Source organism: Burkholderia sp. Ac-20345, assembly GCF_017104825.1.
Taxonomy (GTDB): domain Bacteria; phylum Pseudomonadota; class Gammaproteobacteria; order Burkholderiales; family Burkholderiaceae; genus Burkholderia; species Burkholderia lata_B.
Genome location: NZ_JAAGPO010000254.1, coordinates 1 through 12,416 on the forward strand (window position 1 = coordinate 1; position 12,416 = coordinate 12,416).

A 12,416-nucleotide genomic window follows, 5' to 3' on the forward strand; every position below is an offset into this window, starting at 1 on the left:
GCCGGGGCTCGGGCTGAGTGCGGTGGCGCTCGTCGCGTTGCTGCTCGGGCTGACCGCCGCGGGGCAGCCTGGCGGTGCGGCATTCCCGCTTGCGATGCTGGTGGTGGCCGTCGCGGCAGGCGCCGGCTATGCGGCGCATGCGCGTCGGGCCAATGCGCCGGTGGTCGACCTGCGCCTGCTCGCACAGCCGCTGCTGAGGATCGGCGTGGTGGTCTATCTGTGCGTGCCGGGCATCTTTACGGGCGTCAACCTCGTCGCGTCGCTCTATCTGCAGAACGCGCTCGGATTGAGCGCCGCGCATGCCGGCGCGCTGATGCTGCCGTGGGCGATCGCGGCGTTCTTCGCGATCGCGACCACGCGCCGCTGCTTTCCGCGCCACGGCGCGAAGCCGTTGTTCGCGTGCGGCATCGCGATCGATTGTGTCGGCATCGCACTGCTCGCGACGCCGTGGGCGAGCGTCGAAGCCGTGCGCATCGCGGCGTTCGCGGCGATGGGGTTCGGCGCGAGCCTGTGCACGAGCACGTCGCAAAGCGCGGCGTTCGTCGATGTGCCGGCCGACCGGATGGGCGACGCGAGCGCGCTGTGGAACATCAACCGACAGCTGAGTTTTTGCATTGGCGTGGCCGCGCTCGGCAGCGCGCTCAATGCGTTGCTGGCGCTCGATGCGGGCGGCCATTCGCTCGCACCGTACCGCTGGTGCTTCGGGCTGGCGGTCCTGCTGACGTTACTGCCGCTCGGCCTGATCGCGCGGCTTCCCGCCCACCATGCGCCGGTCGCGCAACCTGCTTCATCCCATTCCTGAGAACCTGAGAGCCTTATGAATCTGCCGAATCCGTATTTCAAGGAAGTCGTCGATACCATCGCCGACATCGAGTGCTGGTTGTCCGGACGTGCCGGCCCCGAGCGGCTCGCGCCGCTGTTGGCGCGCTTCTCGCCGGGATTTTCGATGATCACGATGTCGGGTACGGTGCTGGATTACGCGGGCGTCGATGCGCTGTTTTCACACGGGCATGGCGCACGTCCGGGGCTGGTGATCGACATCGATGAATTGCGCGGGCTGGCCGTGTGGTCCGATGGCGCAACGATCGGCTATCGCGAGACGCAGACCGACGCGCAAGGGCGGCGCACGGTGCGGCGCTCGACGGTCGTGTTCCGGCGCGAGATGGATGGGCTGATCGTGTGGCGTCATCTGCACGAGACACCGGTCGCCGCATGAGCGACGGTATCCGCGGCCTCGCATGAAGCGGTGCGGATGCCGTGCCGGCGTTACTTGTCCAGCTCCGGATAGTGCCGGAAGATGCCCATGTCGTTGAACGGGATACGGCGCTCCGACTCGAGATAGAGCGCGACCGGCGAATGCAGCGCGACGCGGTCGTGCAGTGCGACCAGCGCCGGGATCTTCCGCTCCGCCCGCTTCATCGCTTTCGGAAACGCGTAGCGCAGGCCCTCGATCAACTGGAACAGCGACAGGTCCGCATAGCTGAGCGCGTTGCCGGCGAGGTAGCCGCTCTTGTGCGGATTCTGGTCGAGTACCCGCTCGAAGTAACCGAGGAATTTCGGCAATCGGTTTTCCAGGAAATCCGCCGCGCGCTCGGCGGCTTCTGCCTGCTGATCCTCGTAGTAGAGGCCGCTTGCGATCGGATGATGCGTGTCGTGGATCTCGGTGACGAAATCGGCGACGGTCAACTGAAGCTGGTGCACCCACAGCCGGCCGGCTTCGTCGCCGGGCGCGAGCCCCAGCCGAGTGCCGAGAAACAGCAGGATGTTCGCGGTCTGCCCGACCACCAGGTCGCCGGCTTTCAGGAACGGCGGCGCGAACGGCACGCATTCCGCCTTCGTGCTGTCCATCATGCGCATCATCGCCGGCACGCCCATGCCGCGCCCCGATTCACGCGCGACGTCGACATAGTCGGCTTCGGCTGCTTCAAGTGCGAGCCGCACGTACTCGCCTCGGCCCTGGATCTCGGGCCAGTAATACAGTTCGTATCGCATGCTGTTTTCCCGTTCGTTGAACCGGCTGCCACAGGCATCGTGATGACCGGGCGGCCGCGCGTCGCGTGCCGCCCGCTGCGAATAGACAGTCTAGGCGATCGCAGGAAAAGTGCCGCGCGCATCGCGCGCTACGCGTCGTGCTCGCCGCCTTCGGGGCCGTAGAAGAACACCCAGGTCGAGAAGTCGTCGGAGAAGCCGATGAAGCGGTGCTCGGCGCGCGCCGGGACGAACAGCACGTCACCCGTCGCGACTTCGCATTCGCGTCCGTCGACGACGAAGCGCGACGAGCCGGTGGCGATCACATAGACCTCGTCGCGCGTATGCGGCTTCTGCTTGTCCTCGATGCGCGGCCGGTACAGCTCGATGTCGAGCGTACCGTGGCGAAACAGCGTCGTGAACAGCGTGCCTGCTTCGTCGAGGCGGGCGATCGATTCGTTCAGGCCGAGCTTCATGGTGGGGGCTCCGGATCCAGATCGTGGGGGCTTGGGCATGCGCGTTGCACCATCGTATCTCGAAATAAGGAGCGCGACGTTCAGCGCCCGACGATGCAGGCGAATCGAGTCGCTCACCACCGATGAAACGGCGGAGGTGCACGCTCGCCAGGGATGAAACGCATGCGTCCATCGATGAAACGGCGCGACGATCGTCCGCATTCGATCGACAGGTTCACCGCGGTTTAATAAACGCCCACTACGATCCCGCATCGTCGATCGACCGATGCGCAGCGATCCGATTCGAGCGCCGGCCCTGACATCCATCGCCCAACCGCGCGACGCGTCTGGTTGTCGTTTCCCGTGAACCCGCGATTTGCAACGCCGTGACCGGCTGCCGGCGTTGCTCGCATCATTTCGTATTTCTCATGAATCTGAACCCGTCGGCTTCTTTACGCAGAAAATTCCTGGCTGCCGCGCCCGCGGTTGCGGTGGCGCCGTTGTTGAGCGCATGCGGCGGCGATGACGTCACGTCGGCACCCGTCACCGATGCGGCGCTGGCCGCGCAGATGTCCGCGAAGCTCAACGCGCAGCTCGGCGACGCGGCGACGGTCAACGCGCTCGTGCCGGCGCTGACCGATGTCGGTTTCACGTGGGACCTGCCGACGGTGCCGGCCGCGCAGATCGGCGCGATCGTCGCGTACAGCTTCGGCAATCGTCCGAACGCGGCAAGCGGCAATACGTCGAGCACTGGTGGCAACCAGTCCGCGCTGCCCGACCCGGGGCCCGTCAACGAAGCGCTCGCGGATGCCGTGTACCGCATTCGCCAGCTGAAACCGGTGAAGGTCTACACGCAGTGGGAGATCGCACGCTTTCTCGTGTCGAAGTACGGGATGGGCGCGGACGTGCTGTCGTCGGTCGAGCCGGTAATCGCGAGCGACGGCTCGATCGTTTACCTGAGCACGGCTGGCGTCGCGGCCGTGGCCGTGTCGCGCGCGGGCGGCGCGGCCGCGATGGGCACCGTCGCGGTGGTCGGCCACCGCGACCACGCGAAGCGCTGCATCCAGACCTCGCAGCAGGCGGGCATGAAGGCGGCAGCGGTGGCCGAGGTGTCGCTGCCGACGACGTACGACCCGCAATCGGGCCAGCCGTGGACGCGCAACCGCAGCCTCTATCTCGTGCACGACATGTATGCGCAGATGCTTGGCCGCGCGGTGACCGCGACGATGCAGGCGTTCCCGAAGGGCTGACGCCTTCCGCTCCCACTCGACTCTCAAGACCATGACGACCCGCCGCCATTTCCTGGCTTCCACTTCGTTGCTCGCCGCTTCGTCTGCGGCCGTTACCACCGCCTTTGCAGGCGACGCCCCCGTTTCCGATGCGGAATTGCAGCGCCAGATGCTCGGCAAGCTGGCGAACGAACTGAACGACCGCGCGACCGCCACCGACGAAGCCGGCTACCTTTTCGACACGTTTTTCTCGTGGACGCCACCGACCGTCGCCGCCGCCGCGATCAATACGATTGCCGCGTTCGGCTTTGGCAGTCGCGCAGGGGCATCAGGTGCCGCGCCGGTGCCTGGCCCCGTGAACGAGGCGATTGCCGACACCGTGTTCCAGCTTCGACAGAAGGTCCCGGCCCCGATCTTCGCGCAGCAGGAAGTCGCGAGCGTGCTCGCGTCGAAGTACGGACTGACGGCCGGCGTGACGTCGATCGCGACCCCGGCCTTGGCTGCCGGCAGCCCGATTCCGACGCCCGACGGCATCGCCGCCGCGATCGTCAAGCAGGCAGGCTCCGCTGCGGCGCTGGGGAAGGTCGGCGTCGTCACGCATTCGGATCAGGCGTCGATCGCCGTGCGCGTATCGACTGCGGCAGGGATGCAGGCCGCCGTGCCGGCCGGCCTGACGCTGCCGTCGCTCTACGATACGTCGGCGCAGATGCCGGCGTTGCGGCGGCGCGATCTCTACCTGATGAGCAACGTGGGCGTGCAACTCGGCATGCTGCGGCTCGACCTGATCAATCGCGAGTACCCGAACGGCTGAAGCCGCGAAGCATCGGCGCGCGCGATCCGCGATTCGCGATCGTGCTACACGGGATCGCGCGCGCCCGTTTGGCTGGTAATGCCGATACAGGTATTAGCACTACCAGCCAAACCACTGTTTTTAATGGGTTTTTTCGCGTCCAGCCTGCGCCGTGACGCGTTCTGCGTGGCATAATCGACCGCATCCGCAAGGCTTGTAGTCACAACGACCCCGCATACCCATGGCACAGACTCTCTACGACAAACTGTGGAACACCCACGTGGTCCACACCGAGGAAGACGGCACGACTCTGCTCTACATCGACCGTCAGCTGCTGCATGAAGTCACGAGCCCGCAGGCATTCGAAGGGCTGAAGATGGCGCAGCGTCCGGTGTGGCGCATCAGCGCGAACCTGGCCGTGTCGGACCACAACGTGCCGACCACCGATCGCAGCCACGGCATCGCCGATCCCGTCTCGAAGCTCCAGGTCGACACGCTCGACGCGAACTGCGATGCGTTCGGCATCACGCAGTTCAAGATGAACGACGTGCGCCAGGGCATCGTCCACATCATCGGGCCGGAGCAGGGCGCGACGCTGCCGGGCATGACGATCGTGTGCGGCGATTCGCATACGTCGACGCACGGCGCGTTCGGCGCGCTCGCACACGGCATCGGCACGTCGGAAGTCGAACACGTGCTCGCCACGCAAACGCTGCTGCAGAAGAAGAGCAAGAACATGCTCGTGAAGGTCGAGGGCACGCTGCCGCGCGGTTGTACCGCGAAGGACATCGTGCTCGCGATCATCGGCAAGATCGGCACCGCAGGCGGCACGGGCTACGCGATCGAATTCGGCGGCTCGACGATCCGCGCGCTGACGATGGAAGGCCGCATGACCGTCTGCAACATGGCGATCGAAGCCGGCGCGCGCGCGGGCATGGTCGCGGTGGACGACACGACGATCGACTACCTGAAGGGCCGTCCGTTCGTGCCGACCGGCGCGGAATGGGGGCAGGCCGTCGAATACTGGCGCCAGTTCAAGTCGGACGAAGGCGCGCAGTTCGATCGCGTGGTCGAGCTGAACGCAGCCGAGATCGTCCCGCAGGTCACGTGGGGCACGTCGCCGGAAATGGTCACGTCGATCGACGGTCGCGTGCCCGATCCCGAGCGCGAGAAGGATCCGGTCAAGCGCGACGCGATGGAGCGTGCGCTGGCCTACATGGCGCTCGAGCCGAACACGCCGATCGAATCGATCAAGGTCGACAAGATCTTCATCGGCTCGTGCACGAACGCGCGTATCGAGGACATCCGCGCAGCCGCGTATGTCGTGAAGAAGCTGAACCGTCGCGTCGCGTCGAACGTGCGGCTCGCGATGGTCGTGCCGGGCTCGGGCCTCGTGAAGGCGCAGGCCGAGCGCGAAGGGCTCGACAAGGTGTTCACGGACGCCGGCTTCGAATGGCGCGAACCGGGCTGCTCGATGTGCCTGGCGATGAACGCCGACCGGCTCGATCCGGGCGAGCGCTGCGCGTCGACGTCGAACCGCAACTTCGAAGGCCGGCAGGGCGCGGGCGGTCGCACGCACCTCGTGAGCCCCGCGATGGCGGCGGCTGCGGCCATCGAAGGTCACTTCGTCGACATTCGCAAGCTGGGGTAACGCGTGACGGCATCGAAGGTCATTGCGCGGCTGGTTGCCGCACTGGCGCTGGCGGGGCTGGGTTTCCGCCTCGCGGGCTGCAATACCGTCCGAGGCTTCGGCCAGGACGTCAACGCCGCCGGCAACGCGCTTCAGCGCGCCGCGGACTGACGCCGCCGACCGAGAATTTGCGATGGGCGCCGGCTGGATGCCGGCCCTTCAACCGGATAGACGGATCATGGAAAAATTCACTGTGCATACCGGCGTCGTGGCGCCGCTCGATCGCGAGAACGTCGACACCGACGCGATCATCCCGAAGCAGTTCCTGAAGTCGATCAAGCGCACGGGTTTCGGCCCGAATGCGTTCGACGAATGGCGTTACCTCGATCACGGCGAGCCGGGCCAGGACAACTCGAAGCGTCCGCTGAATCCCGACTTCGTGCTGAACCAGCCGCGCTACCAGGGCGCATCCGTGCTGCTCGCGCGCAAGAACTTCGGCTGCGGCAGCTCGCGCGAGCACGCGCCGTGGGCGCTGCAGCAGTACGGCTTCCGCGCGATCATCGCGCCGAGCTTCGCTGATATTTTCTTCAACAACTGCTTCAAGAACGGCCTGCTGCCGATCGTGCTGACCGAGCAGCAGGTCGATCACCTGTTCAACGAGACGGTCGCGTTCAACGGCTTCGAGGTGACGGTCGACCTCGATGCGCAGGTCGTACGCACGGGCGACGGCCGCGAGTATCCGTTCGAGGTCACCGCGTTCCGCAAGTACTGCCTGCTGAACGGCTTCGACGACATCGGCCTCACGCTGCGCCACGCGGACAAGATCCGCCAGTTCGAGGCCGAGCGCCTCGTCAAGCAGCCGTGGCTCAACACCAAGCTGGTCGGCTGAGATCGCCATTCGGGCGGGCGCGCCGGCGGCGCGTTCGCCGGCCTGCCTCCATAAAAACCTACCCAGTCAGGAATTTCGCATGAAGATTGCAGTGCTGCCCGGCGACGGCATCGGTCCGGAAATCGTCAATGAAGCGGTGAAGGTGCTGAACGCACTCGACGAGAAGTTCGAACTCGAACAGGCGCCGGTCGGCGGCGCGGGCTACGAGGCGAGCGGCCATCCGCTGCCGGACGCGACGCTGAAGCTCGCGAAGGAAGCCGACGCTATCCTGTTCGGCGCGGTGGGTGACTGGAAGTACGACTCGCTCGAGCGCGCGCTGCGCCCCGAGCAGGCGATCCTCGGGCTGCGCAAGCACCTCGAGCTGTTCGCGAACTTCCGCCCGGCGATCTGCTATCCGCAACTCGTCGATGCATCGCCGCTGAAGCCCGAGCTGGTCGCGGGCCTCGACATCCTGATCGTGCGCGAGCTGAACGGCGACATCTACTTCGGCCAGCCGCGCGGTGTGCGCGCGGCACCGGACGGCCTGTTCGCGGGCGAGCGCGAAGGCTTCGACACGATGCGCTACTCGGAACCGGAAGTGCGCCGCATCGCGCACGTCGCGTTCCAGGCGGCTCGCAAGCGCGCGAAGAAGCTGCTGTCGGTCGACAAGGCGAACGTGCTCGAGACGTCGCAGTTCTGGCGCGACATCATGATCGACGTGTCGAAGGAATACGCGGACGTCGAGCTGTCGCACATGTACGTCGACAACGCGGCGATGCAGCTTGCGAAGGCGCCGAAGCAGTTCGACGTGATCGTCACGGGCAACATGTTCGGCGACATCCTGTCGGATGAAGCGTCGATGCTGACGGGCTCGATCGGCATGCTGCCGTCGGCGTCGCTCGACAAGAACAACAAGGGCCTGTACGAGCCGTCGCACGGTTCGGCGCCGGACATCGCGGGCAAGGGCATCGCGAATCCGCTCGCGACGATCCTGTCGGCCGCGATGATGCTGCGCTACTCGCTGAATCGTGCGGAGCAGGCCGATCGCATCGAGCGCGCGGTGAAAACGGTGCTCGAACAGGGCTACCGTACGGGCGACATCGCGACGCCGGGCTGCCAGCAGGTCGGCACGACGGCGATGGGCGACGCGGTGGTCGCGGCGCTGTAACGCAATCATGTAGAAAGGGCGCGAACGGGCCGCGAAATCGGCCGGTTCGCGTGCGGTTGGCCGTTGTGCGGGCCACCGGCTTTGTGTAGACTCGAACGATGGCGCATTTTTCCCTGATCTCCCCGGTCTTGAAACTCCACGGCAACATTGCCCGTGCGGGTGCGCGCGCCATCGTCATCACGAAAACCATTACCACGAAAACGATCATTAAACGCTGATCGTCCGTCGTGCCCGCCTATTTCCCCGCGCGGTCACACCGGGGACGGAAATGGCGGGGAAGCTCCATCAAAGGGTTAGTCATGAACGTAGGTCTCGTAGGTTGGCGCGGCATGGTCGGCAGCGTCCTGATGCAGCGCATGCAGGAAGAGGGCGATTTCGACCTGATCGAACCGGTGTTTTTCAGCACCAGCAACACGGGCGGCAAAGCGCCGTCGTTCGCGAAAAACGAGACTACGCTCAAAGACGCGACCAACGTCGACGAGCTGAAGAAGTGCGACGTGATCATCACGTGCCAGGGCGGCGACTACACGAATGACGTGTTCCCGAAGCTGCGCGCGGCCGGCTGGAACGGCTACTGGATCGATGCGGCATCGTCGCTGCGGATGAAGGACGACGCGGTCATCATCCTCGATCCGGTCAACCTCGACGTGATCAAGGACGCGCTCGTCAAGGGCCAGAAGAACTTCATCGGCGGCAACTGTACGGTCAGCCTGATGCTGATGGCGCTCGGCGGCCTGTTCCGCGAGAACCTCGTCGACTGGATGACGGCGATGACCTACCAAGCCGCATCGGGCGCGGGCGCGCAGAACATGCGCGAACTGCTGTCGCAGATGGGCACGCTGAACGGCGCGGTGAAGGAGCAGCTCGCCGATCCGGCTTCCGCGATCCTCGACATCGACCGCCGCGTGCTGGCCGCGATGAACAGCGATGCGATGCCGACGAGCAACTTCGGCGTGCCGCTCGCCGGCTCGCTGATCCCGTGGATCGACAAGGATCTCGGCAACGGGATGTCGAAGGAAGAGTGGAAGGGCGGCGCGGAAACCAACAAGATCCTCGGCAAGCCGGCCATGGGCGAGCCGGGTTCGATTCCGGTCGACGGCCTGTGCGTGCGGATCGGCGCAATGCGCTGCCACTCGCAGGCGCTGACGATCAAGCTGAACAAGGACGTGCCGCTCGACGAGATCAACGGCATCCTCGCGTCGGCGAACGACTGGGTGAAGGTCGTGCCGAACGAGCGTGAAGCGTCGATGCGCGACCTGTCGCCGGCGAACGTCACGGGCACGCTGACGGTGCCGGTCGGCCGCCTGCGCAAGCTCGCGATGGGTGGCGAGTACCTGTCGGCGTTCACGGTCGGCGACCAGCTGCTGTGGGGCGCGGCCGAGCCGCTGCGCCGCATGCTGCGCATCCTGCTCGACAAGTAAGCCTGCATGTCCGGCCCGCGAGACGCGGGCCGCGGTGCACAAGATTGCGCGCCGCGTCGGCCTTGACGATATCAAGGCTGGCGCGGCGCGTTTTTCATGCGCGGGTCAGCGCATGTTCAGGAGCGTCTGGTCGACGGTCTGCTGGGTCTTGATCGTCTGCGCATTGGCCTGGTAATCGCGCTGCGCCTTGATCAGGTTCACGAGCTCGGTCGTCAGGTCGACGTTCGAGTTTTCCAGCGCGCTCCCCTGCAGCGTGCCGTGGTTCGTGCTGCCCGGCGCGGAGATCTGCGGCACGCCCGACGCGGAGGTTTCCACGTACTGATTGCCGCCGATGTTCTCGAGCCCGTTCGGGTTGTTGAAGTTCGCGAGCGCAATCAGGCCGAGCACCGCGCTCTGGCCGTTCGAGTAATTGCCGGTGAGCTTGCCGTCGGTGCCGATCGAGAACGTCGTCAGCGTGCCGCTCGCGAAGCCGTCCTGCGCGAGATTGTTCACGCCGCTTTTCCCGCCGAACTGCGTCGTGCCGCCCAGGTCGAGCGTCAGGTTCTGCGGATTGGCGGCGCCCGACGCGTTCGGGATCGAGAACGCGAACTGGCCGAGGCTCGGCGTCGGCTGGCCGGTTGCGGCCGACGTCGTTGAGGTGATCCGGCCCGATGCGTCGAACGTGACGGTGCCGAGATTCGTCGGCGTCTGGCCCCGCACGCCCGCGTAGGCCTGCCAGGTGCCGGCCGCGTTCTTCGTGAAATACATCGACACCTGTTGCGCGCCGCCGAGCGTGTCGTACACCTGGATCGACGAATTGTAGTTGTACGTCGTGTTGTCGCCCGCGTTGAACGGCGTCTTGGCCGGCACCTTGTCCTGCGAGTTCAGGTTGAACTGGCCGGTGACCTTCGTCGTCGCCTGCGGTGCGATGTTGTTGGTCGGCGCTTGCAGCGGCACGGTCGCCGCCGTATTGATCGCGCCGCCCGGGCCTGCCGCATAGCCCATCAGGTTGCGGTTTTGCGCGTCGACGATGGCGCCGCTCTTGTCTCGGTGGAATACGCCGTCACGCGAGTAGGTCGTCACGCCGTTGTTCGACATCTGGAAGAAGCCGTTGCCGTTGATCGCGATGTCGAGCGACGACTTCGTCGTGTTGATCGTCCCCTGGCCGAATTGTTGCTGCACCGACGTGAGCCGCGTGCCGATGCCGATCTGCGTATTGGTCGAGGTCGCGACCGAATTCGCGTACATGTCGGCGAAGTTCGCGCGGCCCTGCTTGAAGCCAACCGTGTTTGCGTTCGCGATGTTGTTGCCGATCACGTCGAGATGGTTCGCCGCGCCGGCCAACCCGCTCAAACCCTGTTGATAGCCCATGTTCGATCCCCGTAACGAGCTGGTGAGTAAATGCAGTCGTGCGACTGCGCGATGCCTCCCTGGCACCTCACGGCGTCAGCCCGGCCGACCGCGTGCCCGCCTTTCCGGCAGGTGCGAGCGCGATGGTCGAACTGCGCCGATTCTTGTTTGAAGACGATCCTAGCGACGGCAATTATTTGATCTGTGTAATTTTGTGTAATGTAATTGAATTGTCGACGAAATGATGGATTTCGTATGAGTAATGGAGAGGGGTGTGGGCTTGGAAGCCTTGTGGGGCGGGGGTTTGGTGGCGGAAATGTTCAATTCGACGATAAGGGACGGGAATTGGCCTCTTATCGATCAATTGAAATTGATTTGAATGGGGTGAGTGATCAACTGGATTTATTTTTATTGTCTGTTGTTAATCCATTAACGGCGGGCGGCGTGAATTATTGAGCAAATGTGCACGATTTTCCGGGCGCGGCGCGGCATCGAGCCCCGGTTGTGCAAGCCACCCGGTGAGCGAGCAAACGCCGCGACAATCGTTCCGGATGCGATGCGGTCGGGTTTTTTTCAACTGCGGCAGGCGTGCTTCCGATCGATCGCGGGCGCTGGTCTCGGCGTGCGCACCGGCGCATCAGCGCGGACCGGTCGCAGGGTGCGCCGATGTGCGAGCGCGGCAGGTTGCACCCATCGGCGACGAATTCGGCCCGAACGCGATCGCGTGAAGTAAACTACGCGGTTACGACGCACAGAGCCTCCGAAAGCGTCGCGTTCGACGCGACGCTTTTGCATTTCTGCGGCAACTTTATTGACGCTTTCAACCGCGAATCCGAGCCGCGCCCGCGCGCGGCGATAGAGCCAACGATGTCCCGAATTTCCTTGTTTCCGCGTCTGTCCCGTCTGTCGCGCGCCGTGCGTGGCGCGCTGGCGATCCTGGCGCTCGGCGCAACCGCATCGGCCTGGGCGGCCGGCACCGGCGAACTGCCGGCGTCCGCTGCCGACGGCGCGGTGCCGCTTACCGTGACGGTCCAGCCCGGCCAGTCGCTGAACGACATCGCGAAAGCGGCCACGCAGTCGCGCGATCCCGGTGTGCTCGCGCGTGCCGGCCGCGCGCTGTTCGACGCCAATCCGCAGGCGTTCATGAAGCACGACGCGAGCCGCCTGAAAGTCGGCGCGACGCTGACCGTGCCCGCGCTCGACGCGACAGGCGCGGCACTCGTGCCGGCCGGTGCGTCCGCGGCATCCGGTGCAGCGGCAGCTTCCGCACCCGCTGTGGCATCGAGCGGTACGGCGGTCGCGCAGCATGGCGCGTCCGCGCCGCATCCGGGATCAGCCGTGCAATCCGCGCCGGTGGCGCCCGCCGTGCATGCGGCGCCGGTGAGCGGCGCGAGCGCCGCAACAGATCGGAAGAGCGGCGGGTAGGGAAAGAGTGTGATCTAGCGTGTAGGACACGGTGGTCGCCGTAGGAAGAAAAAAAAAGACATAGTTGTATACAGTAGTGTGGTATACCTTGATAACAATTGGAGTGTTTACGGTAGTGCTCTACGTTATGATT

At 65.2% G+C, this 12,416-nt stretch carries 14 protein-coding genes and 1 pseudogene; 12 read left to right on the top strand and 3 right to left on the bottom strand.

Annotation, left to right across the window (positions count from 1 at the left end):
• Positions 1–802, top strand: an 802-nt coding sequence (locus G3O06_RS42755; RefSeq protein ID WP_346779592.1) for an MFS transporter, incomplete at its 5' end; no start/stop codon positions are given.
• 15 nt (positions 803–817) lie between these two features.
• Positions 818–1,216, top strand: a complete 399-nt coding sequence (locus tag G3O06_RS42760; protein ID WP_205819676.1) for a DUF4440 domain-containing protein — start codon at positions 818–820, stop codon at positions 1,214–1,216.
• A gap of 50 nt (positions 1,217–1,266) precedes the next feature.
• Here G3O06_RS42760 and G3O06_RS42765 read toward each other — a convergent pair whose 3' ends face one another.
• On the bottom strand, positions 1,267–1,992 hold the full coding sequence (locus G3O06_RS42765) for a glutathione S-transferase (protein WP_205819678.1): 726 nt from the start codon (positions 1,990–1,992) through the stop codon (positions 1,267–1,269).
• 128 nt (positions 1,993–2,120) lie between these two features.
• The gene (locus G3O06_RS42770; protein WP_205819680.1) at positions 2,121–2,444 is read right to left on the bottom strand and encodes a cupin domain-containing protein; all 324 of its coding nucleotides are present in this window, start codon (positions 2,442–2,444) and stop codon (positions 2,121–2,123) included.
• Positions 2,445–2,851: 407 nt separating this feature from the next.
• On the opposite strand from G3O06_RS42770, the gene G3O06_RS42775 reads away from it, so the two are divergent.
• The 8 genes from G3O06_RS42775 to asd all read left to right on the top strand — a co-directional run bounded on the left by G3O06_RS42775 (position 2,852) and on the right by asd (position 9,529).
• Complete coding sequence (locus tag G3O06_RS42775; RefSeq protein ID WP_205819681.1) at positions 2,852–3,673, top strand: hypothetical protein; 822 nt, start codon at positions 2,852–2,854, stop codon at positions 3,671–3,673.
• A gap of 31 nt (positions 3,674–3,704) precedes the next feature.
• Positions 3,705–4,463 carry a Tat pathway signal protein gene (locus tag G3O06_RS42780; protein WP_205819683.1) on the top strand — a complete coding sequence of 253 codons (759 nt, stop codon included), beginning with the start codon at positions 3,705–3,707 and terminating at the stop codon, positions 4,461–4,463.
• Between the two features lie 220 nt (positions 4,464–4,683).
• Positions 4,684–6,093 carry a 3-isopropylmalate dehydratase large subunit gene (gene leuC / locus G3O06_RS42785; protein WP_174911290.1) on the top strand — a complete coding sequence of 470 codons (1,410 nt, stop codon included), beginning with the start codon at positions 4,684–4,686 and terminating at the stop codon, positions 6,091–6,093.
• Positions 6,094–6,096: 3 nt separating this feature from the next.
• Positions 6,097–6,243, top strand: coding sequence for an entericidin A/B family lipoprotein (locus tag G3O06_RS42790; protein WP_205819685.1), 147 nt, complete (start codon positions 6,097–6,099; stop codon positions 6,241–6,243).
• Between the two features lie 67 nt (positions 6,244–6,310).
• Positions 6,311–6,961 carry a 3-isopropylmalate dehydratase small subunit gene (leuD, locus tag G3O06_RS42795; RefSeq protein ID WP_174911287.1) on the top strand — a complete coding sequence of 217 codons (651 nt, stop codon included), beginning with the start codon at positions 6,311–6,313 and terminating at the stop codon, positions 6,959–6,961.
• 79 nt (positions 6,962–7,040) lie between these two features.
• Positions 7,041–8,108: a 3-isopropylmalate dehydrogenase gene (leuB, locus tag G3O06_RS42800; protein ID WP_046549898.1), complete on the top strand. Its 1,068-nt coding sequence runs from the start codon at positions 7,041–7,043 to the stop codon at positions 8,106–8,108.
• A gap of 98 nt (positions 8,109–8,206) precedes the next feature.
• Positions 8,207–8,326 (top strand): hypothetical protein, encoded by a 120-nt coding sequence (locus G3O06_RS50105; RefSeq protein WP_041493347.1) that lies wholly within the window; start codon positions 8,207–8,209, stop codon positions 8,324–8,326.
• Positions 8,327–8,407: 81 nt separating this feature from the next.
• On the top strand, positions 8,408–9,529 hold the full coding sequence (gene asd, locus G3O06_RS42805; RefSeq protein WP_174978881.1) for an aspartate-semialdehyde dehydrogenase: 1,122 nt from the start codon (positions 8,408–8,410) through the stop codon (positions 9,527–9,529).
• A gap of 105 nt (positions 9,530–9,634) precedes the next feature.
• Here the strand turns inward: asd and flgE are convergent, their stop codons facing one another.
• Positions 9,635–10,879, bottom strand: a complete 1,245-nt coding sequence (gene flgE / locus G3O06_RS42810) for a flagellar hook protein FlgE (protein WP_205819687.1) — start codon at positions 10,877–10,879, stop codon at positions 9,635–9,637.
• A 234-nt stretch (positions 10,880–11,113) separates the two neighbouring features.
• Here flgE and G3O06_RS42815 point away from each other — a divergent pair, with 234 nt between their 5' ends.
• Positions 11,114–11,314 (top strand): hypothetical protein, encoded by a 201-nt coding sequence (locus tag G3O06_RS42815; RefSeq protein WP_205819688.1) that lies wholly within the window; start codon positions 11,114–11,116, stop codon positions 11,312–11,314.
• Between the two features lie 411 nt (positions 11,315–11,725).
• Positions 11,726–12,262 (top strand): annotated as a pseudogene (locus G3O06_RS42820) (pilus assembly protein FimV); the annotation flags it as partial.
• Positions 12,263–12,416 lie beyond the last annotated feature (154 nt).